The organism is Mucilaginibacter sp. NFR10 (assembly GCF_900100445.1).
Classification (GTDB): domain Bacteria; phylum Bacteroidota; class Bacteroidia; order Sphingobacteriales; family Sphingobacteriaceae; genus Mucilaginibacter; species Mucilaginibacter rubeus.
Genome location: NZ_FMTV01000004.1, coordinates 97,197 through 121,667 on the forward strand (window position 1 = coordinate 97,197; position 24,471 = coordinate 121,667).

23 protein-coding genes are annotated in these 24,471 nt (G+C 40.1%); 20 read left to right on the forward strand and 3 right to left on the reverse strand.

Features of this window, described 5'->3' with window-relative positions; genetic code table 11:
• Positions 1-35: 35 nt before the first annotated feature.
• From gap to BLP33_RS14770, 3 genes are all read right to left on the reverse strand, one after another.
• A complete protein-coding gene (gene gap, locus BLP33_RS14760; RefSeq protein WP_090529932.1) occupies positions 36-1,049 on the reverse strand; it encodes a type I glyceraldehyde-3-phosphate dehydrogenase in 1,014 nt (337 codons plus the stop codon).
• A 92-nt stretch (positions 1,050-1,141) separates the two neighbouring features.
• Positions 1,142-2,245 carry an MraY family glycosyltransferase gene (locus BLP33_RS14765; protein WP_090529935.1) on the reverse strand — a complete coding sequence of 368 codons (1,104 nt, stop codon included), beginning with the start codon at positions 2,243-2,245 and terminating at the stop codon, positions 1,142-1,144.
• Between the two features lie 79 nt (positions 2,246-2,324).
• A complete protein-coding gene (locus BLP33_RS14770; protein ID WP_090529938.1) occupies positions 2,325-3,062 on the reverse strand; it encodes a glycosyltransferase family 2 protein in 738 nt (245 codons plus the stop codon).
• 151 nt (positions 3,063-3,213) lie between these two features.
• Between BLP33_RS14770 and BLP33_RS14775 the strand changes: the two genes are divergently transcribed.
• From BLP33_RS14775 to BLP33_RS14870, 20 genes are all read left to right on the forward strand, one after another.
• Positions 3,214-3,951, forward strand: coding sequence for a polysaccharide biosynthesis/export family protein (locus tag BLP33_RS14775; RefSeq protein WP_175490022.1), 738 nt, complete (start codon positions 3,214-3,216; stop codon positions 3,949-3,951).
• Positions 3,952-6,372 carry a GumC family protein gene (locus BLP33_RS14780; RefSeq protein ID WP_090529945.1) on the forward strand — a complete coding sequence of 807 codons (2,421 nt, stop codon included), beginning with the start codon at positions 3,952-3,954 and terminating at the stop codon, positions 6,370-6,372.
• 36 nt (positions 6,373-6,408) lie between these two features.
• Positions 6,409-6,906: a UpxY family transcription antiterminator gene (locus tag BLP33_RS14785; protein ID WP_090529947.1), complete on the forward strand. Its 498-nt coding sequence runs from the start codon at positions 6,409-6,411 to the stop codon at positions 6,904-6,906.
• Between the two features lie 160 nt (positions 6,907-7,066).
• Positions 7,067-8,854, forward strand: a complete 1,788-nt coding sequence (gene asnB / locus BLP33_RS14790) for an asparagine synthase (glutamine-hydrolyzing) (RefSeq protein ID WP_090529950.1) — start codon at positions 7,067-7,069, stop codon at positions 8,852-8,854.
• Positions 8,844-9,965, forward strand: coding sequence for a glycosyltransferase family 4 protein (locus BLP33_RS14795; protein ID WP_090529952.1), 1,122 nt, complete (start codon positions 8,844-8,846; stop codon positions 9,963-9,965). Before asnB ends, BLP33_RS14795 begins: the two co-directional genes overlap by 11 nt.
• A complete protein-coding gene (locus BLP33_RS14800) occupies positions 9,958-10,821 on the forward strand; it encodes an ABC transporter permease (RefSeq protein WP_090529955.1) in 864 nt (287 codons plus the stop codon). The genes BLP33_RS14795 and BLP33_RS14800 overlap by 8 nt, the downstream gene beginning before the upstream one ends.
• Entirely contained in the window at positions 10,822-12,087 is a 1,266-nt protein-coding gene (locus tag BLP33_RS14805; RefSeq protein ID WP_090529958.1) for an ABC transporter ATP-binding protein, read from the forward strand.
• Between the two features lie 93 nt (positions 12,088-12,180).
• On the forward strand, positions 12,181-12,711 hold the full coding sequence (locus tag BLP33_RS14810; protein ID WP_090529960.1) for a glycosyltransferase family protein: 531 nt from the start codon (positions 12,181-12,183) through the stop codon (positions 12,709-12,711).
• Positions 12,704-13,252 carry a hypothetical protein gene (locus tag BLP33_RS14815; protein WP_090529962.1) on the forward strand — a complete coding sequence of 183 codons (549 nt, stop codon included), beginning with the start codon at positions 12,704-12,706 and terminating at the stop codon, positions 13,250-13,252. Before BLP33_RS14810 ends, BLP33_RS14815 begins: the two co-directional genes overlap by 8 nt.
• Before the next feature lie 21 nt (positions 13,253-13,273).
• Positions 13,274-14,191, forward strand: coding sequence for a hypothetical protein (locus tag BLP33_RS14820; RefSeq protein ID WP_090529965.1), 918 nt, complete (start codon positions 13,274-13,276; stop codon positions 14,189-14,191).
• Entirely contained in the window at positions 14,179-15,174 is a 996-nt protein-coding gene (locus BLP33_RS14825; RefSeq protein ID WP_090529968.1) for an STELLO glycosyltransferase family protein, read from the forward strand. The genes BLP33_RS14820 and BLP33_RS14825 overlap by 13 nt, the downstream gene beginning before the upstream one ends.
• Positions 15,175-15,228: 54 nt before the next feature.
• Positions 15,229-16,251: a glycosyltransferase family A protein gene (locus BLP33_RS14830; protein ID WP_175490023.1), complete on the forward strand. Its 1,023-nt coding sequence runs from the start codon at positions 15,229-15,231 to the stop codon at positions 16,249-16,251.
• A 4-nt stretch (positions 16,252-16,255) separates the two neighbouring features.
• Positions 16,256-17,164, forward strand: coding sequence for a hypothetical protein (locus BLP33_RS14835; protein WP_090529975.1), 909 nt, complete (start codon positions 16,256-16,258; stop codon positions 17,162-17,164).
• 395 nt (positions 17,165-17,559) lie between these two features.
• Positions 17,560-17,790 (forward strand): acyltransferase, encoded by a 231-nt coding sequence (locus BLP33_RS27865; RefSeq protein ID WP_371328325.1) that lies wholly within the window; start codon positions 17,560-17,562, stop codon positions 17,788-17,790.
• Positions 17,787-18,686, forward strand: coding sequence for an NAD-dependent epimerase/dehydratase family protein (locus tag BLP33_RS14845; protein ID WP_090529981.1), 900 nt, complete (start codon positions 17,787-17,789; stop codon positions 18,684-18,686). The genes BLP33_RS27865 and BLP33_RS14845 overlap by 4 nt, the downstream gene beginning before the upstream one ends.
• The gene (locus BLP33_RS14850) at positions 18,665-19,810 is read left to right on the forward strand and encodes a glycosyltransferase (RefSeq protein ID WP_090529985.1); all 1,146 of its coding nucleotides are present in this window, start codon (positions 18,665-18,667) and stop codon (positions 19,808-19,810) included. Before BLP33_RS14845 ends, BLP33_RS14850 begins: the two co-directional genes overlap by 22 nt.
• Before the next feature lie 9 nt (positions 19,811-19,819).
• A complete protein-coding gene (locus tag BLP33_RS14855) occupies positions 19,820-20,752 on the forward strand; it encodes a glycosyltransferase family 2 protein (protein WP_090529988.1) in 933 nt (310 codons plus the stop codon).
• Complete coding sequence (locus tag BLP33_RS14860; RefSeq protein WP_090529991.1) at positions 20,749-21,900, forward strand: glycosyltransferase family 9 protein; 1,152 nt, start codon at positions 20,749-20,751, stop codon at positions 21,898-21,900. The genes BLP33_RS14855 and BLP33_RS14860 overlap by 4 nt, the downstream gene beginning before the upstream one ends.
• 55 nt (positions 21,901-21,955) lie before the next feature.
• Positions 21,956-23,344 carry an MBOAT family O-acyltransferase gene (locus BLP33_RS14865; RefSeq protein ID WP_090529994.1) on the forward strand — a complete coding sequence of 463 codons (1,389 nt, stop codon included), beginning with the start codon at positions 21,956-21,958 and terminating at the stop codon, positions 23,342-23,344.
• Entirely contained in the window at positions 23,344-24,453 is a 1,110-nt protein-coding gene (locus BLP33_RS14870; protein ID WP_090529997.1) for an alginate O-acetyltransferase AlgX-related protein, read from the forward strand. The genes BLP33_RS14865 and BLP33_RS14870 overlap by 1 nt, the downstream gene beginning before the upstream one ends.
• Positions 24,454-24,471 lie beyond the last annotated feature (18 nt).

Consider the following 24,471-nt stretch of genomic DNA (forward strand, 5'->3'; position numbering starts at 1 on the left):
GGCGCTACTCAAAATTATACAGAAAATAACTTATGCTACTGTTTAGGCAGCCTGTTTTTTAGTTCGGCTATTCGTATCACCAAATCGGCCAGCCGGCTGCTGTAGCCCATTTCATTATCATACCAGCCAACAACTTTCACAAGGCCGCCCACTATTGACGTTAGTTGGGCATCAAAGATACAGCTGTGGTGATTATCCAATATGTCAGTTGATACGATAGGATCTTCCGTATATTCCAATACATTTCTCATTGGCCCGTTTGCAGCTTGTTTAAATGCTTCATTAATTTGAGTTATGGTTGGCTGCTTTTTGAGGCTGCAGGTAAAATCAGTTAATGAACCGTTAAGTACCGGTACACGAATCCCTGCTCCGCCCAAACGGCCGTCCAAATGAGGGAATATAGCTGTTATTGCTTTAGCAGCACCCGTAGTGGTGGGTATAATAGAAGCTGATGCGGCCCTTGCCCGCCTTAGATCTTTATGAGGTGCGTCATGCAGGCTTTGATCGCCGGTCATGGAGTGCACGGTGGTAATGTAACCATCAATGATGCCCCAGTTTTCATCTAATATTTTTACCATTGCGGCAACATTATTAGTTGTACATGATGCGTTTGACAGCACAGGAGATTGTAGGTCAACCTCCTGGTCGTTTACGCCAAGCACTACAGTTGGTACATTTTTATCGGTTGATGGTGCAGATATGATAACCTGCCGTGCCCCGGCGGTTAAATGAGCCTCAGCACCCTGTTTGGAAGTAAATTTACCGGTTGATTCTATTACGACATCAATATCCAGAGCCTTCCAGGGCAGGTTAAAAGGGTCGCGCTCGGCAAATATCCGTATACAGTTACCGTTAATAACAAGATTGTTATCATCAAAACTCACCGTACCCTTAAACCCTCGATGAACAGAGTCATACTTAAATAAATGCGCGAGGGTTTGCGTATCGGTAAGATCATTTATAGCTACCACCCGTATTTCGGGATGTAATAAAATATTCCTTAAAAATATGCGGCCAATGCGACCAAACCCGTTTATAGCTATCTTCATGGTATGCTGATAAATAAAGCATCAAAGTTAATGAAGATGGATGGTTAATTTGCTTATTTACGGTATTACTACTTGCAGGTTACAATTGGTTATTAGTCGCTAAAATTCCGGACTACCAGGGCTTCGCCTTTTTTTGAACGGATAAAATAAGTGATCATCCCGTTAAAGGATATCGACAATAAAAATATAAGAACAATAAGCCAGGAGTTATTTAAATTATTAAATACCAGCACCATTACTATCGAAACAAGGTTCAGGCACCCTAAAACAAAAGTAGTTTGCAGATGCGTTAAACCCATTTTTAACATACGGTGGTGGATATGGTTGCGGTCTGCATCAAAAGGGGATTTTTTGTTTAAGATCCGGATAGTAAAAACCCTTAGCGTGTCAAAAACAGGACCTATAAGTATCGCTACGATTAATGCCGGTGCTGTATATATGAAAGGCAGTTTGACCGTCGAAACTTTACTTAACTCAATAAATTTAATAGCCATTACTGCCGATACCAGGCCAATGAGTAGGGCGCCGGTATCGCCCATAAATATTTTAGCAGGAGTTACGTTAAAACGCAAAAAACCAACCACCGCCCCAACCATGGCAAGTGAAATTGCTGCAAGCTCGTACTGGTTCATATAAATAAAAAGCGCCGCAAAAGCGCTGTTGGCAATAATCCCTGTAGTTGCAGCCAACCCATCAATACCGTCAATAAGGTTAAAAGAATTGATGATAAGCATAATAACAAGTATTGACAATATTACACTGGGGATATATGGCAGCGATGCAATATCAAACACCCCATACATGCTGCTGATCCGGATATCTCCGGGGATAACAAGTATGGCGGCAACCACAAACTGGATCATGAATTTGGTACTTGAATTAACCCCCGAAAGATCATCCTTCAGCCCCATTGCAAACAAAATAATACATGCGGTAAGCAGGTAACTAATCGGCAACGATTTGTCGATAATACTGAATAACAAAACTGTAATAGTAAAGCTTACAAAAATAGCAACACCTCCTAAGCGGGGAATACCATGATCATGTTGTTTCCTGAAATGGCCAACATCATCATATAAATGGCGGGCACGCGCAACATGTAATATTGAAGGGATACATAATAATGTAATAAGTGTTGAAAATACAACTATTAGCACATTATAAACAAAATGATAAGAGCGTAGAAATTCAAGCATATGCTATAAATGTGTTAGTGACCGGCTTATTCATTTATAAATACTTATACGACAGGAAACACAAAAGGTTAACTAAAGATTAAAGAAATTGTGAAATTTTCCTAAGGGGCTTCAGCACAATTGCCAAAACGGGTAAAAACACATTATTTTTACGCATCGCTTTCAAATCAAATGACCACGCCTTAAACCTGTTCATTAAATTGCTGTTGCTTATACCCCCTACCTGCATTTTAACCATAACTTTGTTAAGATAAAAGCTCCTTACCTGCCATTTATGCAGAAACCTCGCCATTAATTCATAATCGCCTGCAGAACCGTATTCAAGACTGTAAAAGCCGTGTTTTTCAAACAAATAGCGCCTACAGTAAAAGGTAGGGTGTGGGGGCATAAAACCACGGTTAAAGGAATTTTTTCCACATTTGTGACTTTTCCATTTACGGGTGATTTTACCTGCAGAATTTATATAATCAAGGTTTCCGTAAATGATTTCTGTATCACTGTTTGAAAAAGCCTGTGCCACTGCTGATAAAACTTCCAGGTCTGCAAAAAAATCATCGGCGTTAAGTATACCTATTATTTCGCCTGTTGCTAAACGGATCCCCTTATTAATTGCATCATAAATGCCCTGGTCAGGCTCAGATATCAAAACTTTGATGTGCGATTTATATTGGTTAATTATTTGCAGGGAATTATCTGTTGAGCCGCCATCAATTATAATATACTCAATGTTGTTGTAATTCTGGCCGATAACAGATTCGATACATCTTTTAATAGTATCCTGGGCATTGTAAACAACAGTGATAACCGAGATCTTCAACCTTGCAACTTTGGGAAAAATACAACGTATTAATACCTCGAAATTATGTAATTTTGACTTTGAAGCCTAATTATATTAAATATAACTTGGAACTTTATAGCTGAACATGCGCAACTATACATTTATCTGCTTAATTACTGGGATACTTTTTTTGTTAACCTCCTGCTCAAGCAAACAATATCAATATCTTTTTGAACAAAAGAATAATGTTACTGATACCATATCAAAAGCAAGCGATGTCGCAATAAGCCCGTACCGCATTAAAGCACAGGATATATTACAGATCAGGAACCTGCAAAGCATAAAATATATAGTAGATGAAGCGCCTTCCACTAATGCGGGAGGAGGGGGAGGAGGAGGCACTGCCGGACAAACGTTCCAGGTTGAAGACGACGGCACTGTTGCGCTGCCTGTTATCGGCCATGTAAAAGTTGCAGGCCTTACCAGGCCAGAAGCAGCAAAACAAATTGAGGGGCTTTACCGTACAAACCTGTTGAAAGACCCCATCATTGAACTAAAGATAATTAACCTAAAGGTTACCATGCTTGGCGAAATAAAAGGGCAGGGAAATTATACGTTAACAAAAGACAGGACCACTTTAGTTGAAATGATTGGAGAAGCAGGAGGCCTGACAGATAAGGCTAATGAAGCAAATGTAAAAATAATAAGAGGCGATCAAAAAAATCCCCAGGTTACTGAAATTAACCTGCGGGATATCCAATCAATAAATGATCCCCGTGCTATACTTCAAAGTGGAGATGTTATTTATATAGCACAAAACAAGCGCACCATACGCAATGATAAATTGCAAAACCTTTCGGTAATAACGCAGCCGGTTTTACTGTTGCTTAATACTGCTTTAATTATTTTTACGCTTTCTCATCGGTAAATGGAAGAGTTAGAAAAAGTACAAAGAAAGCTGCCCAACCAGGAAATTGACTATTTTAAGATCGGCAAAATACTACTCAGCCGCTGGTACTGGATATTGGCATCCGTTGTTATTACATCAGCTATCTCGTACACTTATTTATGGTATACACCTAAAACATATGCTACCGGGGGGACGCTTAAGGTAGAAGAAAAAAAATCAGAGATTTCTGACATTATCAGTGTAATGACCACGCCCGAACGCGGCCCGTCAAAAATTCAGAGTATAACTTCAGTATTAACCAGCCGTACCCTCATCCTAACAGCAATAAAAGACCTCGACTATCGTATCAGCTTTTATATCTCGGGCAGGGTACGTACCTCCGAAACCTATCCGCAAAAGCCTCTCGGTATTACTCTGGTAAAGTTTGATAGCCTTAATTTTTTCCATAGCCTGATAACTTTTAAGCCGATAAGTGCTCAAAACTTCAATCTTACCTATAGCATAAACGGTAAGGAGATTCAAAACAACTACAAATACGGCGATATTGTAACCATTGGCAATACCAGTTTCAGAATTAAATACCCGGGGTTAATTCCATCCAAAACAATTTATTTATTTAAGTTCAATATCCCCGAAGATTTTATCGGCCGGGTACAGGGTAATTTATATGCTGGCGAAACAGCAAAAAACTCAAATATAATTGCCATTCAGCAAACAGATTCCAATCCGCAGTTTGCAGCGGATGTACTTAATGCGATCATGAACAATTATGTGATTTTTGACCGGAACCAAAAGGCGCAGTCAGCTTCACAAATGATCGATTTTATTGACAGTCAGCTGGATTATCTGTCGACTGAAGTAAAAGGCTCTGAAAACTCGATAGAAAAATACAGGAAAAAATCCAAGATCCTTGACGTTACATCCGCATCAACTACTTCTGTAACCAAGGCAACCGAGCTTGAATCAAACAAATCGTTACTAAAAATACAATTAATAGCACTCGACCAGCTTAGCAGCGAAATAGCCAAGGAAAAAAACAATGTAACTTTAAACTTTAATGTAGGCAGCGCTAATCTACCATCGTTAGAAGTTATGGTAAGCCGCCTGGACAACCTGATTACGGAACGGGCAAGTTTATTAACTACCTATAATGCCGATTCGCAGCCTATTCAAAACATTAACCAAAGCATTATCCAAATTAAAAACACCGCTTTAAACAATATAAAACAGATCCGGGCTGGCATTGAAAAAAACATTCAATATCTTGATAATCAACTTGGCCAGGTTAACTCAACTATAGCGGCATTGCCTGCCGCCCAGCGTGATATGGTGAGCCTGCAGCGTGATTTTGATATTAATGATAAGGTATACTCTTTTCTGTCCGAAAAAAAACTGGAAGCGCAGATCAGCCGTGCCGGGATTTTGCCTGGTGCAACTATTATTGAGCTGGCTCAGCCAAACTTTAATCCAGTTTCGCCCAATGAACATAATATCCACCGTACTGCTACTATATTAGGTCTGGCTATAGGCCTGGGGCTTATCATTCTCATCAGGATATTAAACCCCTATATTTATGATAAGGAAACCATTGAAAGTCTAACCAGCATACCTATCCTGGGCGTTATCCGAAAATTTCCGTATGCCCTTGACGAAAGCAGCGAACAAATCCTTGCTATCAGCAAACCCAAATCAATTTTTGCCGAATCGGTCCGTTCTGTACGTACTAATCTTAGCTTCCTTTCGTCAGAAAAAGCAAGCAAAGTTATTTGTATAACCTCGGAAGTAGCCGGCGAAGGCAAATCATTTGTTGCCGTAAATTTGTCAAGCACACTTTCACTTATTGATAAAAAAGTAATATTAATAGGAGCCGATTTACGTCGTTCAAGGCTGCATAAAACTTTTCATGTGGCCAATGATATTGGCTTGACCAATTACCTTGCACACCAAACTGAAATTGATGATATCATTCATCACTCTGAACAGGAAAACCTTGATTTTATAGTGTCGGGGCCCGTACCGCCTAACCCATCAGAGCTACTACACAGCAAAAGGATGAACGCTTTAATTGAAACACTTAAAACGATGTATGATATAGTGATGATTGATACCGCTCCGATCGGACTGGTATCAGATGCTATACCGCTTATCAGGATAAGTGACATCAATGTTTTTGTGATCCGGTCGGGCAAATCAAAATATTATGCCGCAACTGTGCCACAGCGCATAGCGCAGGAATATCACCTCGATAATACCGTGATAATTTTAAATGCATTCGAAGAAGATTTGCTGCATTCAAGATATTACACTACCAAATTTACCGGCGAAAATACAGGCACACGATATTACTATTATTCAGATTACAGCGGCTACGAAGGTTCGGGCTATTATCTTGATGATGAAAAGAAAAAATGGTGGAATTTAAAACGATGGTTTAAATAAGCTTGTTTATTTAAAAAGATTGTTACTAAAATCAATATGGCAGTAAACAAATGGTATCCGGTTTACACCAACCCACGAGCCGAAAAAAAGGCATATGATGCATTAGTGAGCAAAGGCATTAATGTTTACCTGCCACTGCACCGTCAGCTTAAACAATGGAGCGACCGCAGAAAATGGGTTGAGGAACCATTGTTAAAATCATACCTGTTTGTAAATATTGCCGAACAAGAGCAGGCCGAAGTGTTAATGACCAAAGGTATTGCGCGGTTCCTTTATTTTTCGGGCAAGCCTGCAGTTATGCCTGATAAGCAGATCCATGAACTTAAATTACTCATGGCAAGTCCATATGAACTGGAGGTAACAGAGGAAGACCTGCAGCCGGGCGAGAAGATTATTATCAGAGCAGGTGCACTAAAGGGCATGACAGGCGAAGTTGTATCACGCAGATCGCAAAAACAACTGATATTACGACTGGAAAGTATTGGTTACTCCATTATCGTTAATGTTGCTGCATCGCTCATTGAGCGGTTTTAAAATAAAAGGAATTGTTTTGGACAACAGATAATATTTCATTATTTGCGCCGAAAATTCAATAAATAGACAGCTTGTGCCCTGCAACACAAGTAATTAATAACTAATTAGTTACAAGATATCAATGTAACTTACGGGGCGAAGCTATGAAATTTAATGAACAATGTGCCGTATAGCAGGAATCGTTTCTGAAAAAATATCCCAAAACGAGATCAGGAATAGCGTAAAATTAATGTGCCGCGCGTTACAGCATGGGGGGCCGGATGATGAAGGCATATTTGAAGATGAAAAAGCCAGCCTTGTTTTCGGTCACCGCAGGTTATCAATTATTGACCTCAGCAGCAACGGGCATCAGCCCATGGCAGATGTAGGTCAAAATGCATGGATCACCTTCAATGGCGAAATTTACAATTACCCCGAATTAAGACAGGAATTGCTAAGATCAGGAGCACAATTTAAGTCAGGCACCGATACCGAAGTTATACTCCAGGCCTATCTTAATTGGGGCACCGCGGCTTTTGCAAGATTCAGGGGTATGTTTGCTTTTGCCTTATATGATGTTGGCAAAGCCCTGACTTACCTTGTACGTGATACCACCGGTATAAAACCGCTATATTATTCGGCTGCAAACAACGAGCTTTGTTTTGCATCTGAAGTACGGGCATTTAAACAGTCGGGACTGAATATCGAAAAAGATCAGGACTGGCCGGTAAGGCTACTGGCATTTGGCCATATTCCTGAACCCTATACCACATTAAAAAATGTATTCAGCTTGCCCAAAGGACATTTTTTATGCTGGGACCACAGGAGCGCGGGGTATACTTTAAGCAGATATCATATTGATGGTTTGCAAAGTGTAATAACCGATAAAAATGAAGCGCATCGGATAATCTACAATGCACTTAGTCTGGGTGTGAAAAGGCAATTAATTGCCGATGCACCCATAGGTGTATTTTTAAGCGGGGGGATTGATTCAAGCCTGCTCACACTCCTGGCCAATCGGCAAAAAAAAGAGCAACTTAAAACCATTTCTATATTTTTTGATGAAAAAAGTTATGATGAACGCAGCTATCAAAACATCATTAACAATAAAATAAATGGCCAAAACTTTTCACACCTGGTAAAACAATCAGATTTTGAAGCGGTTTTTTCGCAAATTATGGGTGGTATGGATATGCCTACCACTGATGGCATTAACAGCTGGTTTATTAGTAAATATGCCCATGACGATGGTTTGAAGGCCGTATTATCAGGTGTGGGCGCCGATGAACTTTTTGGAGGTTATCCCTCATTTAACCGCATAAAATATCTTGGCTATCTGCGTAAACTGCCATCATGGATGTTAAAAATATCCGGTCATTTTTTGCCTGATCATTATAAGAGATTGGCATTCCTCGCTGTTAACCATCCCGTAGCTGATTACCTGGCTTTGCGTGGATTATTTTCATTGGCTGATGTTTCTGCTTTACTGGATACAAGCATTGATCATATTAATGATGTATTGTTCGGCGCAGCTTTGTCGCCCGCACCACACGGTTATAATAACGAGCATGCAGAATGGTTTGAAACGCATTTCTACATGCAAAACCAATTGCTTAGGGATACCGACATAATGAGCATGAACCATGGGCTTGAAGTCAGAGTTCCGTTTTTGGATGAAGATTTTAATCGTGCAGCCCGGAATATCGCACCAGCCATCAGATTTAATAAACGCCAGCCGAAAAAACTTCTTATTGAAAGTTTCGACAACCTTATTCCGCCCGAGGTTTGGAACAGGCCTAAAATGGGTTTCACATTCCCCTTACAAAAATGGATGAAGGAGCACCAGCTAATTAGCGATACTGATAATTACAAAGGGAAAGCGGCACAAAATGCTATAAAACAGTTTAAAAACGACAGCATTCATTGGTCAAAGGCTTTCGCCTTGTACCAGGTTCAAAATGATGGCTAAAAATGTAATTCTTTTTACTTTACAAACATTTAGCACTACCGGAGGCATCCAGAAAATGACACGCACACTTGGTCATTCCTTGCATCGTGCTGCCTTAAAAAACAATTGGAATTTTGAGCTTTGGTCGGCTTATGATAAGCAGGATGACCTGATGGCGCAATATTTACCTTCTGCAAATTTCAAAGGGTTTGGCATAAACCGGGCAGGTTTTGTTTTAGAAACCATTGGCCATTCCGCAAAGCCCCATGTTGCTATATTAAGCCATATTAACCTGGCTATCATTGGCCTGTTAATTAAACTGATTAACCCTAAATGCCGGCTATGGCTTGTAGTACACGGTATTGAGGTTTGGCGTCCACTTTCGTTTTTAAAGCGCCTAATGCTTAAACACTGCGACAGCGTAATTTGTGTAAGTAATTATACCAAACAGCAAATGATAAAAAGGCATAACCTGAATGCAGATAAATGCATTGTCCTGAATAATGCCATTGACCCTTTTATGCGTTTGCCCAATATCTTCACGAAGCCACAAAAACTGTTGCGCAGTTATGGTTTAAACCACGATGATTTTATCATATTTTCGTTAACACGCATGGCATCTACCGAGCTATACAAAGGGTATGACCAGGTAATTAATGCTCTGGGGAGCCTTAAGTCAAAATTCCCGCAAATAAAATATATACTTTCGGGCAAATATGATGAGCAGGAACACATCCGTATAAAAGAATTAATAGCGGCGCATGATGTAAGGGAACAGGTAATTTTAACCGGCTTTATTGATGAAGCCGAACTTACCGACTATTTCCTGCTGGCCGACCTGTTTGTTTTACCAAGCAAAAAGGAGGGCTTTGGCATTGTATTTATTGAAGCCCTTGCCTGCGGCTTACCCGTTATTTGTGGCAATGCCGATGGTAGTATTGACGCCATCCGGAACGGCGAACTGGGAGAAGCCATCGATCCCGACAATCTCATGGAACTTAATGATGCTATCACCAGGCATATACAAAAACAGATAACTGCTGACAGCCGTAAAAATTTACAGCAGAAATGTATAAATCATTTTAATGAACACGATTATATGACCAAACTTGAGCAGCTGATAAATGACTGATTTGCATCCTGAAAAATGGGACATCGAAATAAATGCGAAAGGCAGCTTGCTCGACCTTAAGTTTAAAGATGTATGGCATTACCGCGACCTGCTTGTATTGCTTGTACGGCGCGATTTTGTTTCCTTTTATAAGCAAACCATTTTGGGCCCGGTGTGGTTTTTTATTCAGCCGGTTATTACTATCCTGTTTTATACCCTGATATTTGGCAATTTGGCCGGCATCCCGGTTGATGGCCTGCCCAAGCCACTTTTTTACCTGGCCGGCACCATCATTTGGAACTATTTTGCCGATTGCCTGAACAAAACGTCAACTGTTTTTAAAGATAATGCCGGTATACTTGGCAAGGTATATTTTCCAAGACTTATTATGCCCTTAAGTATTGTGCTTTCAAACTTGATCCGTTTCGCGGTTCAGTTTCTACTTTTCATAATCCTGTACATCATATTTATCTTAAAGGGCGAACATATTATTCCCAATATAGCAGCCTTGCTGCTGCCATTACTCATTATCATGATAGCATCATTGGGTTTAGGCTTAGGTATGATCATATCGGCTGTTACCACAAAATACAGGGATATAGCGTTTATAGTGGCCTTTGGCGTACCACTTTTAATGTATGCAACAACGGTTATATACCCTTTATCGGTGGCACAGGCTAAATATCCTAAATACAGCTGGCTTATTAAGTTTAACCCCATTACGGCCATAATTGAAACGTTCAGGTATGGCTTTTTAGGCAAAGGAAGCTTTAACTGGGAGCTGTTAGCTTACAGTATCGTTAGCACTATTGTAATACTGCTTACAGGCATAGTAATATTTAATAAGGTTGAAAAAACTTTTGTTGATACTGTATAAATGAGTAAAGCAATAAAAGTTGAAAACTTATCAAAAGCCTACCAACTAGGCGATTTTGGTACGGGCACTATCTCCCGCGACCTGGAGCGCTTTTGGGCACGTCTGCGGGGTAAGGAAGATCCTTTTTTAAAAATAGGCGAAGTGAATGATCGTACCATCAAAGGCGAAAGTGATGTGGTATGGAGCTTGAACGATATTAATTTTGAAGTTGAACAGGGCGATGCTGTTGGCATTATAGGTCGCAACGGAGCAGGCAAAAGTACCCTGCTTAAAATTTTAAGCCGTGTTACCTCTCCTACTACCGGCTCAATAAAACTAAGAGGTCGGATAGCCAGTTTACTTGAAGTAGGCACAGGTTTCCACCCGGAACTGAGCGGGCGGGAAAATATTTATCTCAATGGTGCCATACTGGGGATGCGCAAGGCCGAGATCAAACAAAAGTTTGATGAGATCGTGAGCTTTTCGGGGGTTGAAAGATACATCGATACGCCGGTTAAGCGTTACTCGTCGGGAATGTATGTACGGTTGGCCTTTGCGGTGGCCGCACACCTTGAAAGCGAAATTTTGATAGTAGATGAAGTACTGGCAGTTGGCGATGCCGAGTTTCAGAAAAAATGCCTCGGTAAAATGGGACAGGTGAGCAAAAGCGAAGGGCGCACAGTTTTGTTTGTGAGCCACAATATGGCCGCTGTGAAAACATTATGTAACCGGGGCATTGTACTTGCCAACGGACAGCTGATATATGAAAACCGCCAGCTTGAAGCCGTTAGCTTTTATCAAACCAATAATAATACCCGGGCAACATTTGAGCATCATGATGATGTAAGCTCAGCGCCGGGAAATGAAAATATAAGGGTGCTTAAATTTATTATCCGCCCGCTTACGGGCGACAGTATTTCCATTTCGACAGGTGTTAGCTTTGAGATGATCTTTTTTAATCAAAAGGCAGGCATTAACCTCGATGCCACATTTGAGTTAAAAAACAGCGATGAGATTCCTGTATTTCATAATGGCGTACTTATATCAACCAATAACGATTCAAAAACCGGGTTTTATACAGTTAAGTGTACTATCCCCCCTAACCTGTTGAATGCCGGCAATTATTCATTCAAGTTGATTTTTGGCGAAAATCAACGTTACCTGTTATTCAGTGCTGATGACTTTATCGGGTTTGAGGTTGAAAATGAAAGTAAGGGAAGTAACAGTGCTTTAGCTCCGGGAGTTATTCATCCTAAACTTGACTTTAAAGTTAGTTACCGGGCATAAAAGCATATGTAAACCCCGCATACAATTGCCCAAATTGTTAAACGACAGAGGTAACATTTCGTTCATCGAAGAAAACAACTCCCCTCCTTTGCAATGCGTAAAATTTTAATTGTAAATGGCCATCTGGTTATAGGCGGTGCCGAAAAGCTCGTCTATGAATTGGCTGTTTTCGCCCAGAAAAATAACATTGCCCCAACCGTTCTTATAATTGATAACTACATCAGGGAATACTACGATCCGATATTTAAGCAAAAGAAAATAAAAGTAGTACGAACCAGGCTCAGCGCCATACGAAACTTCAGGGCTCCTTTAAAAATGCTAAGGTCAATGTACTGGTCGCTTAGGTTAAAATATTTTGCCAATAGTGTATATGATAGTGTCCATGTCATCGGTTTGCATAACATTTACAGGGCAAAAGATTTCATTAATCATAGTAACCGGTTTTATTGGCATGTAACCAATGCCACACAGGGTGCTTACAACTATCCCGAAAGTTACTTCGATAATCCCAATGATACGCTGGTTTGCATCAATCAATACCAGGAAAATGAACTCGACAGCCATTACCAGAATGATGTATTTAAATGCAAAAGGGTTTTATTCCCGCTTTTTTTGAATGATTAATTTAAACGTCATATCACGCATCTCTGATGATAAGAATTATTTTCCCGATCTGTTAGAAACATTGTACTTGTTAAAAAATAACGGGATCACTGATGTTCATATACTATTTATAGGTGCCGTATATAGCCCGAAAGTTTACCAAAACATTCTTGATACGGCCAGCCGTCTTAATGTCTCTTCAAACATCGCGTTTACAGAAAGGTCTATCCCGATGAATGAACTAAATGACGAAATAAAAAGCGGATATTTTATCAACTTCACAATTGGTGAATTTACCGGCTACTCAGGTCTGGAAAGTATCAAAAACGGATTTAAGACAATTTTTTATAACGTTGATAAGTCGCTTAAAAATGAGCACAATGACTTAATCACCTACTGTCACACGCTTGATGAACTAACGGCCCTGATTATAAATATCAGCCGGGAGCAGGCTCTTATAAACAAAGAAATTACAGCTTGTAACCATGATATGCTTAACAGGTTTGTACTAAACAGTACCAAGAAGCAGCAATTGCTTTCTATGATGTTGCCAAAACATTAATTATTAAACACATTAGCCCAAATGAGTAAGGTTGCCTTGATAATTATTTACAACCACCAGTACAATAAAAACATACCTGTTTTAGAAAAAATTTATCATAATAGATTTACCAACATCTACCATTTGGTTCCTTTTTATACCGGCGATTTATCCAATGTAATTTCTGTTTATGAAAACTCATTCTACTTTCAGGGATATGTTACCCAGAGCTTGGGTTCTTTTTTTGACGATAAATATGATCACTATTTTTTCGTTGCAGATGATCTGCTGTTGAACCCCGCAATAAATGAGAACAACTATGCGGGCTTTTTTAAACTAAAAGCCGGCACATGTTTCATCCCTGAGCTTATCAACCTGCATGAAACCGACCTAAACAAGCGTTGGGAAAGGGTGGCCGATGGCTTTAATTATAACATAGAATTGAGTGGTGTTGAAGCGAAAAGCTTTCTTCCCGATTACAACACCGCTTTAGCTATATTCAATAAGTTTGGTTTATCGGTAAGGCCTTTGAATTTCAGGCAAATTTGGGACGCCCCAAAAACACTGAAAGACTGGTTTACAATGCCACTGCGGGAAGTATTGCGCTATTTAAAAAACCTGATCACTAAACAACAACACCATCTTCGGTATCCTGTGGTTGGTGGTTATTCAGATGTGTTTATTATAAGTGCCGATACCATCAAACAATTTAGTCATTATTGCGGCATAACAGCCGTAACAAAATTGTTTGTAGAAGTTGGTTTGCCTACCTCGTTAGTATTATCGGCAAATGAAATCGTTACCGAAACGGACCTTAACTTAAAAGGTTTCCCGTTGTGGACAGCTCAAGACTATACCATACTCGATAAATACAACAATAGCCTTACCGATCTTGTAAATAATTTCCCGGAAAATTTACTTTACATCCATCCCATTAAACTTTCTAAATGGAAAGCCTAAAAAAAGCAATTGTAATAACATCAATATTTGAACCAACAGAGGCCGTCGTTTCTTTTTCAAAACTGTCCGATTATCACCTGATAGTAGTTGGCGACAAAAAGTCGCCCAAAGATTGGCACTGTGATAATGTTGAATATCTTTCTGTCGACCGGCAGGAAACATTACCATATCAATTATCAAAAGTGCTGCCCTTTAACCATTATTGCCGTAAAATGCTCGGTTACCTGGCGGCCATTGGGCAAAAAGCAGCATATATAATTGATACCGATGATGACAATTACCCAAAGGAGAATTGGGACTTTCCGGTATTTGAGAGTGAATTTGACATGATAGACGGGCCTGCAGGATTTGTTAATATTTACCAATACTATACAAAACAAAAAATATGGCCCCGCGGGCTCCCGCTCGACCTTATCAATACCGATTTTCAAATTGAAAAATTTACTTCAAGACAGAATTGTAACGTTGGAATCTGGCAGGGCTTAGCTGATGAAGACCCTGATGTAGACGCGATTTACCGCTTAACAGATAATACCCCCTGCTATTTTGATGACAAGCCACCCATTGTTTTAAACCGTGGAACGGTTTGTCCGTTTAACACTCAAAATACCATAATACGGAAAGAGTTATTTGCGTTGCTTTATCTTCCAACATATGTAACATTCCGCTTTACGGATATTCTTCGTGGTTTAGTGGCACAGCCAATTATGTGGCTTTATGGTTATCAGCTTGGTTTTATCAATGCCACGGTTGTGCAAAAAAGAAACCTGCATAATTATATGGATGATTTCACATCAGAGATACCCATGTACCAGCATTGTAGTAAAATAGTGGATTTAGTAACTACTGTTATATCTGCGGATAATACCATTGAGGTTAATCTGCTGAATGCATATAAAGCATTGTTAGAAAATAATATAGTTTGCGAAAAGGAAATAATTACACTGGAAAGCTGGCTCGCAGACATCACATCGCTCCAATAAAACAATCAAGTCGGGAAAAAGACGAGCAGTTATATATTTTACCCCATCAATAATTTGAGTCCCGGTATATCTGTCATAGTTTGCTGTTACAATAGCAGCAAACGGCTTCCCTTAACCATTAAACACCTGGCCTTACAACAAGCAGCTGTTAAGTGGGAAGTTATTATCGTTGATAACGCCTCAACAGATGGGACAGCTACCACAGCTGCGGCCGAATGGGAGAAATACAAGTTGACCAATGTTCCGTTCAGTGTTTTGAGTCAACCGATTGCAGGATTAAGCCATGCGCGAGACATGGGCTTGAGCTATGCCCGGTATGAATACCTTCTTTTTTGCGATGATGACAATTGGCTTTTCGACGATTATATTGAGCGTGCCTTTAAAATCATGAACTGTGATAGCCAAATTGGTGTATTAGGGGGATGTGGAGTTATAGAAGCTGAACAACCAGCCCTGATTACTGAAGATCTACTGAAATTCACCACGGTTTGGGGCCCTCAAACATGGGCAGCGGATAGCCATTGGGTTTACGGTGCCGGGGCTGTTTACCGGAAAAGTATCCTGCTTGAACTAAAGAACGCCAATTGGAGGCAGGTAACAACCGGGCGGATAGGTAAAAAACTGCTTTCGGGCGAAGATGTTGAGATCTGCCTGATGAATTATTTGATGGGCTATAAGATCCTCGCCGATGATAACCTAAAATTTAAACACTTTGTTCCCCATCAAAGGCAAAATATCGACTATATATTAAAGGTTGCATTTTGGTTAAATTACAGCAGCGTTTTGCTCAATGGCTATTTTGCACTGGTTAATGATAATAAACGGCCTATCGAACAGATCATAAATCACGATCTGCTTTCCGCAGCAAAATCCTTAATCAAGTTAACGGTTAACTTGTTTTATCAAAAGGTTAATAGATCCCGGCCTGTAAACGTCGAACAAAAAATTTCATACTACAAAAAATCTGGCCAGCTCAAATCGCTGTTAACTAACAGGCAACTGATAAAAAATCAGTACCAGCATATAAAACAATTATTAAAAATTGTAAAAACAGCCCAGGCTTTCACAAGCTATTAAGCTTATGGGATATTCCGTACCGATACTTTTTTTAATATTTAACCGCCCGGCTTTTACAGAAATGGTTTTTGAAGCTATAGCTGAAATTAAACCTAAATACCTGTATATAGCTGCCGACGGACCAAGGCCTGATAAACCCGATGACATCGACCTATGCGCTAAAACACGTTCGGTAATTGAGCGCATACACTGGGATTGTGAAGTTAAAACATTATTAAGGGATAAAAACCTCGGCTGCAAATCGGCAGTTAGCGAAGCCATCAACTGGTTTTTTGAAAATGTTAACGAAGGTATCATTTTAGAAGATGACTGCCTGCCCGATAGAACATTTTTCCCCTTTTGCGAGGAGCTGTTGACAAAATACCGTTTTGAAGACAGGGTCATGTCAATATCCGGTTCAAATTTACTGACCGATGGCTGGAAAAAAGATGCCCAATCATATCATTGGGGGCATGGCGGTATCTGGGGTTGGGCCACCTGGAAACGTGCATGGAAACTTTATGACATAGAAATGAAAGACTGGCCCAAGCAGCAAATAAAGGATAAGGTTGAAGCTCAACTTGGTACTACCGACTGGTTCCGTAGTTATTACGGCATGTTTGAATCATCCTTTAACAAATCATTAAATACCTGGGATATTCAATGGTTCTATAGCATTCTGATCAACGGTGGCATGGCCGTTAATCCTTGCGTAAATCTTGTAAAAAACATAGGCTACGGAAATGGGACACATACGCATTCGGCAGATGATGCTATTACCGATCTACCATTGGGCACAATGATATTCCCGCTAAAACATCCTAAAAAAATGCTTTTGGATGTCGCTTATTTAAAACAGGTTTATGCCCGGCTTAACAAAAAATACAAAAGTTCTGTTATACGCAGGGCGCTTAAATTTTTTAAGATAGCATAATGAAACAATTCATAAAACGGTTATTGCTTGGCCTTTTTGAAAAAATAAACCTTGTCCATTTAATTTACCTGCTTAATGAAAAACAGGCAAAACGCAACATTCAGTTAAGCATTACCGATCTCGGGGCCACTTTTTATCCGGAGGCGGTGGTTTCGAACTCGCTCGACAAATCAAGAATAGTGGTTGGCAAAGGAACCCATATCCGGGGGATGCTCAATATATTTAAATACGGCGGTAGAATTGTGATTGGCGAAAACTGCTACATTGGCGATCACACCAGGATCTGGTCGGGCGAAAGCATAACCATTGGCAATTTTGTGCAAATCTCACATAATGTAAATATTATGGACACAAATGCGCATGAGCTTGAAGCCATTGAAAGGGCCGAACGGTGGATGGACCTGGTACACAACGGGCACTGGGCCGATAAAGGCAATGTACACACCGCACCGATAATAATTGATGACTATGCCTGGATCAGCCTGAACGCTGTAATTTTAAAAGGCGTTACCATTGGCAAAGGCGCTATCGTAGCAGCAGGAGCAGTGGTTACTAAAAATGTTGAACCGTTTACCATGGTTGCCGGGAACCCGGCAAGTTTTATAAAAACATTACCACAGCAATGAAAATACTTGTCATAGGCTCCAAAGGATTTATCGGTTCGGCCTGTTACAGCTATTTTAAAAATCAGCCAGGCTATGAAGTTTATGGCGCTGATGTGGTGGTAGAATATGACGATCCCAACTACTTTTTAATTGATGCTATCAACGCCGATTTTAAGAAGGTATTTCATAAACAACAGTTCAATTGGTGTATTAACTGTGCAGGGGCTGCGTCAGTGCCCGAATCATTCAATAACCCTGAGCGCGATTACCTGCTAAACGTTTATCACCTTGTGAGCATCCTCAATGCCATAAAAGAAGGTAATGCCAATTGCAGGCTCATCCAATTGTCAAGCGCGGCAGTTTACGGTAATCCGCAAATGCTACCTATTACAGAGTCCCATACGCTTAATCCGCTCTCACCCTATGGTGTGCATAAAAAACAAGCCGAAGAGCTCTGCCAGCTATATCATACTCATTTTAGCTTAAATGTTCATATCTTCCGTGTATTTTCGGCATATGGAGCCGGTTTGAAAAAGCAGCTGTTTTGGGACCTTTACAAAAAATCGCAGACTCAAACAAATATCACATTGTTCGGTACCGGTAACGAAACACGCGAATTTATTCATGTTACCGATATTGTAAATGCCATGAACCTATTTGTCAATGCCGATAGGCCCGGGTTCAGCATTACAAATATTGCTAATAATAATACCATCACTATAACAACAGCAGCCAAAACTTTTTTGAAATATATAGGCTTTAGCGGCGGTTTATCATTTACAGGCACCAACCGCGTTGGCGATCCGTTATACTGGCAAGCCGATAACAGCCGGCTAATTAGCCTGGGCTACCAACAAAAAGTAAATTTTGAGGATGGTATTAATATCTATTGTAAATGGCTAAAAGGAAAAGAATAGGACTAAGCTACACCTACAACGAAAACTGGATCGGCGGCACTTACTACATCGAAAACCTGGTAAATGCGTTAAACGCCCTTAATGATGAGGAAAAGCCGCATATTGTTTTGCTTACCGATAGTTACGAAAGCTTCAGGACGGCGCAGCAAAAATTCAACTATCCTTATATCAGCTTTCAGCTTGGTTCGGGCGAAGCAAATAAGGGTTTCCAATTGCTGAACAGGATAACAAACCGGCTGTTTAACATTCGTTTGTTTAGCCAGAAAATTAAAGCCCTTGATGCTGTTTTTCCTTATTATAAAAGTGAGCAACAATCGGCTGCTAAAAAGAAAATATATTGGGTAGCTGATTTCCAGGAACATTTTGCCCCTGAATTTTTCAGTAAAGACGATATTGCCTCGCGCCTGAAAAACCAGCAGGAAATTCAAGCCTCTACCGGGCATTTAATTGTGAGCAGCAATACTGCGCTCGGACATTTCAAATCCATTTTCCCTCAGCATACGGTTAAGATAAACGTTCTGCCTTTCGCAGTAGCGCATCCTCCGTATCAGGATATCAACATCAAATTACTGCTTGAAAAATATCAGTTGCTCGCCCGTTATTTTATCTGCCCCAACCAATTCTGGAAACACAAAAATCAGCTGGCAGTTTTGAAAGCAGTTAAAGAACTAAAAACGAAAGGCATTGAAATTACCGTAGCTTTTACCGGTAATACCAACGACTACCGGAACCCTCATTATTTTACGGAGATGAAAGCGTTTGTCGAAGACAATAACATCGGCAACAACATTAAGTTCCTGGGTTTTATTGACAGACGTGATCAGCTTCAGTTAATGAATAATGCCATTGCCATTATACAGCCTTCGTTGTTTGAAGGCTGGAGCACTGTTGTGGAGGATGCTAAGCTAATGAATAAATTTTTACTGGTTTCAGATATTGAGATCCATAGGGAGCAACTGGTTAACAGCTCGGCATGCTTTTTTAATCCGCATAATGTTAACCAGTTAGCGCAACTGCTTCAGCAGTTCAGTGAACATCAAACCCCTCCCCCGCTCTTTGAAAGTAACACTTATCATGAAAGCGTTAAAAAATTTGGCCGAACATTTCTGCAGATCATTGACTGAACAAAAAACATGAACCTTCCGGATCTTCAGTCTTACCGTTCAAACTTTATCAATAAAGGCGTTCAATTGCCCCTGCCCATAGTAGCCGGTACCGAAAACGGACTATTGCACCAGTTGCCCCCACCTCCGTTCGGCAAAGCCGGCTGGCCCTGGGATGAGCAGGTTGCACAAACGGTTTATGATAATAAAATAAACTGGCCTAAGCTTACCATCGTAACCCCATCATATAACCAGGCCGGTTTTCTGGAGCAAACCATCAGGGCTGTGCTTTTGCAAAATTATCCCAACCTGGAGTACATCATCATCGATGGTGGCAGTACCGATCAATCCAAACAGATTATTGAAAAATACGCCCCATGGCTTAGCTATTATCAAAGCGAAAAAGATAATGGCCAAAGCAATGCCATTAATCAGGGGTTCAGTCTTTCATCGGGCCGGTACCACGCCTGGATCAATAGTGATGATTACTATCTTAAAGGCGTTTTCCATAAGGTGTTAAATAAATTCATGAGCACCAATGCAGATTTTATATACGGTTACGGGAACGACTACAATGTTGTGTCCGGCAAAACAACCACGACGCGGGTATTGCCTTTTATTGATTATTTTATCAAGATTCCGAGCCTTGTGCAGCCCTCCACTTTTTGGAGCGCCTCCATTCATGAACCCGTTTGGGAGGAGCTTCATTGCTCCCTTGATTTTGAATTATGGCTCAGGCTGGTAAAAGGACACAGCAGGGCATTAATCAAAGAGCCACTTTCCGTTGCCAACGTGCATGACCAGGCCAAAACTCATTCGCCAAAAATGAAGGCGCAATGGGAGGCCGATCATCAGAAAATATGGGGAGCAGATGCTCACGGCACTGTTCATGAATGGAAGAAAATTGTTTTTTTTAACAGGATCAGGATCAAATTATATAAGGTATTTGGATATTACTCATGATGTTACTAAAAAGAAGTACAAACAAAATCCTGAGGATCTTATTCCGTTTCTTTAACGAAACGTCCCTTCCTTTTAAAAGTAACCGGATTTTAATTGTAAGACTTGATGCTCTTGGCGATTACATTCTTTTCAGAAACTATATAAGATGTATCAAACACGCACCAAAATTTAAAGGCTATAAACTGACGCTCCTTGGGAATATAGGATTTAAAGATATAGCCGAGGCATATGATAAAAATGTCATCGATGAATTTATCTGGATAACGCCATCAATAATTTATGATATAAACAAAAAAATAAGGTTATCATTAGCCATTAAAAAAAAGGCATTTGATATCTTAATCAATCCGGTTCATTCAAGAGTATTGCACACCGACGAGTTTATATCCCAACTTGGAGCCAAACAAAAGATTTGCAGCAGCGGCGATTATACTAATATGGAATCATTAGAAGAATTAAAACGCTCTTATAAATTTTATGACAGTATTATAGATGTGCCCGGAACTGATTATTTTGAATACCTGAGAAATCGCAAATTTATTGAAACCCTTACAGGTCAGAGAATTGATACCTTATTAAATTTGCCAACCGAAAGTAAGTCAACCAAAAAAAGGGCCTTGCAATTGGTAATATTTCCCGGTGCGGGCCAGGAGTATAGAAGGTGGGGAACAAACTTATTTGCAACAGCAATTGATTCCATAATGGCAAATTCAACATTTAAAGTTACGGTTACAATTGCGGGCTCATCTGCAGATTCATGCCTGGCTACGGAAATAATATCACAATCAAAAAACAAAGAAAAAATTGAGGATAAAACCGGTAAAACTAATCTTGTCGAATTAATTGAACTTATCAACAATGCAGATTTACTAATTTCAAATGATACCAGTGCTATACATATAGCTGCAGGTACACAAACTACCGCAATTTGTATCTCTAATGGCAACCATTTCGGTCGTTTTGTCCCCTATCCCTTAACCATTGCAAACAATATATACACGTTTTATCCTTCTGAAGAGTTTAACAATAAAGATAATTATGCGTTACTCAACGATTTATACAAGCGCGGCTCCAACCTCAATATCAACAATGTCGATCCTATAATTATCAGTAATAAGGCAATATCAATTCTTAATAATGCAAGCTAAACCAGGCGCTGACGTCAAAATTATTGTAAACTAAATTATATATCTGCTTTTTTAAATGCTTTTTAACTCCCTGTTGTTCCTTGTATTTTTTGTAATTGTAACCATTACATATTACCTGCTGCCACATAAATTAAGATGGATGTGGCTTTTAGCCGCAAGCAGCTATTTTTACATGTACTTTAAGCCGGTATACATCCTCATCATTCTGTTTACCATTATTGTTGATTATTGTGCCGGTATCCTGATAGAAAAAGCCACAGGCAAAACCCGCAGGTTTTATCTCATTTTAAGCCTGATCACCAATATTGGTGTACTGGCCTTTTATAAATATTTCAACTTTTTGGCCGCGAACCTGAATTTGCTATCTGACACATTCCATGGCCCGCAATTACCATTGCTTGATTTTATATTGCCTATTGGCTTATCGTTCCATACATTCCAGGCTATGAGCTACACCATTGAGGTTTACCGGGGCAATCAACCCGCCGAGCGTCACTTTGGCCTTTATGCCTTGTATGTAATGTTTTACCCGCAAATGGTAGCAGGCCCAATTGAACGGCCCCAGCATATTTTGCCCCAGTTACACCGGGTGAACAATTTCCGAAGCAGTAACTTGATAACTGGTTTATTTTTTATGGCGATGGGCCTGTTTAAAAAAGTGGTGATTGCCGATAGACTGGGCCTTTACGTCGACCCTGTTTTCAATAATCCGCATGGTCATTCGGCACTTGAACTGCTCGTAGCAACCTATTTTTTTGCATTCCAGATCTATTGCGACTTTAGCGGGTATTCGGATATCGCCGTTGGCACGGCCCTCGTTTTGGGTATCGAGCTAATGCAGAATTTTAACTTGCCCTATCTTGCCTCCAATGTTTCTGATTTTTGGAAACGCTGGCATATCTCACTTTCCACCTGGTTTCGTGATTATTTGTATATCCCGTTGGGGGGCAGCAAGATTAATTTCCGGGTAACCTGCATTAACCTGCTTATTGTATTTATGATAAGCGGTCTGTGGCATGGCGCCAACTGGAAATATCTTGTTTGGGGCCTGATTCATGGTTTGCTGCTCGTTGCTTACCAGTTATTCAACAAGTACGGTATCGGGATCAAAGGCTTTACCTTCCTGAAATGGCTTTTCACTTTTAACCTGGTTTCTCTTGCCTGGGTGTTTTTCAGGGCAGCTACAGTATCCGATGCTTTTTATATTTTAAGTAAAATATTGGCCGGTAAAGGATTTACCTATTCGGCCGGTAATTTGATGTCTGTCCCTGAACTTTGGTATTGTGCCTTTATCATCATTATCCTGCTTTTAGGCGAACGTTATTTGCGAAAAGCGAAAGATTATTCAAACACAACAAAGGCGGTCATTATAGGCGGGCTTATCCTTGCCTGTTACTTTTTAGGGATCTTTAACGAAGCTCAGTTTATTTATTTCCAGTTTTAATGCGTAAGGTTACCAGTTTATTCATATTGCTCATTAGTGTTGCGTTGCTGCTTAGTTCCATGAACCGGTCATTCATCAATAAATTATATTTTGACAAATATTTCAGCCACATTTATTCCAAAACAACAAAGGAAACCAACTGGTATAAAGCCTTTTTTTCCTATTCGGACAAGTGGCGCTATGGCGATCTTTACGGCATGTCAAATCTGCCTCAATACAAATTTGAACTCGAACTTTTTAAACACTACAACCCCAAACCCGGCAGGCAAAACACCAATAGGGTATTATATATTATAGGCGACAGCTTTTTGGCAGATAAAATACTTTACGGCGCTTTTGATGCATTTGATAATGTAATTTTCCTTGATCGTCGTTTTGCCTTCGGTCCAATTAAACTGGATAGTACCAAACAAAACTATCTCATAATGGAATTTGCCGAGCGTAACCTGGTCAGCTATGATATCAGCAAAACAGATGAAACAAGGTGGACAAATAATGAAATTAAAAATGGCCTAAATTTTAGTAATGCCCCCCGGTTGGGTAACCAACCGCCGGCAGCATCTATTTTTGAACGGGTAGGCAATGTCATCTTTAACAAGGATCTAAGCCGCAATCTCGAACTAATTCTTTTTGATAATAAACTGGCGACCTCTTTCAAAGAGATCAAAGCATCACTCAACTATAAACTTTTTAATCGCGTAGCCAAAGAGGTAACGGAGAGTACTGATAAAAAAAGACTTTTTTATAATATTACCGTCGATACCGCCAGTTTACAGTCAGCATTCAAGCCTAAAACCGGGGCCGCTTTAGATTCTATAGTCCGCAATCTGGATATTGCACGCGATTATTATCGGGCTATTGGCTTTAAAAAGGTTTTCCTTTCAGTGATCCCAAATGCGGTTTCAATCTATGACGATAAACGGATGCCTTATAATCATCTGTTAGAAAGAGTTGAGCAAAAAACTGATCTTCCTGTAATACCATTATATAAAACTTTCAAAGCCGAGAAGCGCAATCTCTTCTACCGCAGTGACACGCACTGGAACCCGCAGGGCTTGGATACCTGGGTAAATGAAGCGGACAAGGTATTAACATCAAACCTCAATTGAAGCCATTTTTTTCCATCG

Excerpts from the sequence above, each read along its gene's own strand:
- gap (WP_090529932.1), bottom strand. The coding sequence starts at position 1,049 with ATGAAGATAGCTATAAACGGGTTTGGTCGCATTGGCCGCATATTTTTA.
- BLP33_RS14810 (WP_090529960.1), top strand. The coding sequence starts at position 12,181 with ATGCGTAAAATTTTAATTGTAAATGGCCATCTGGTTATAGGCGGTGCC.
- BLP33_RS27865 (WP_371328325.1), top strand. The coding sequence starts at position 17,560 with ATGGACCTGGTACACAACGGGCACTGGGCCGATAAAGGCAATGTACAC.
- BLP33_RS14825 (WP_090529968.1), top strand. The coding sequence starts at position 14,179 with ATGGAAAGCCTAAAAAAAGCAATTGTAATAACATCAATATTTGAACCA.
- BLP33_RS14850 (WP_090529985.1), top strand. The coding sequence starts at position 18,665 with ATGGCTAAAAGGAAAAGAATAGGACTAAGCTACACCTACAACGAAAAC.
- BLP33_RS14795 (WP_090529952.1), top strand. The coding sequence starts at position 8,844 with ATGATGGCTAAAAATGTAATTCTTTTTACTTTACAAACATTTAGCACT.
- BLP33_RS14765 (WP_090529935.1), bottom strand. The coding sequence starts at position 2,245 with ATGCTTGAATTTCTACGCTCTTATCATTTTGTTTATAATGTGCTAATA.
- BLP33_RS14815 (WP_090529962.1), top strand. The coding sequence starts at position 12,704 with ATGATTAATTTAAACGTCATATCACGCATCTCTGATGATAAGAATTAT.
- BLP33_RS14780 (WP_090529945.1), top strand. The coding sequence starts at position 3,952 with ATGGAAGAGTTAGAAAAAGTACAAAGAAAGCTGCCCAACCAGGAAATT.
- BLP33_RS14855 (WP_090529988.1), top strand. The coding sequence starts at position 19,820 with ATGAACCTTCCGGATCTTCAGTCTTACCGTTCAAACTTTATCAATAAA.
- BLP33_RS14860 (WP_090529991.1), top strand. The coding sequence starts at position 20,749 with ATGATGTTACTAAAAAGAAGTACAAACAAAATCCTGAGGATCTTATTC.
- BLP33_RS14820 (WP_090529965.1), top strand. The coding sequence starts at position 13,274 with ATGAGTAAGGTTGCCTTGATAATTATTTACAACCACCAGTACAATAAA.
- BLP33_RS14835 (WP_090529975.1), top strand. The coding sequence starts at position 16,256 with ATGGGATATTCCGTACCGATACTTTTTTTAATATTTAACCGCCCGGCT.
- BLP33_RS14870 (WP_090529997.1), top strand. The coding sequence starts at position 23,344 with ATGCGTAAGGTTACCAGTTTATTCATATTGCTCATTAGTGTTGCGTTG.
- BLP33_RS14865 (WP_090529994.1), top strand. The coding sequence starts at position 21,956 with ATGCTTTTTAACTCCCTGTTGTTCCTTGTATTTTTTGTAATTGTAACC.
- BLP33_RS14800 (WP_090529955.1), top strand. The coding sequence starts at position 9,958 with ATGACTGATTTGCATCCTGAAAAATGGGACATCGAAATAAATGCGAAA.
- asnB (WP_090529950.1), top strand. The coding sequence starts at position 7,067 with ATGTGCCGTATAGCAGGAATCGTTTCTGAAAAAATATCCCAAAACGAG.
- BLP33_RS14845 (WP_090529981.1), top strand. The coding sequence starts at position 17,787 with ATGAAAATACTTGTCATAGGCTCCAAAGGATTTATCGGTTCGGCCTGT.
- BLP33_RS14805 (WP_090529958.1), top strand. The coding sequence starts at position 10,822 with ATGAGTAAAGCAATAAAAGTTGAAAACTTATCAAAAGCCTACCAACTA.
- BLP33_RS14785 (WP_090529947.1), top strand. The coding sequence starts at position 6,409 with ATGGCAGTAAACAAATGGTATCCGGTTTACACCAACCCACGAGCCGAA.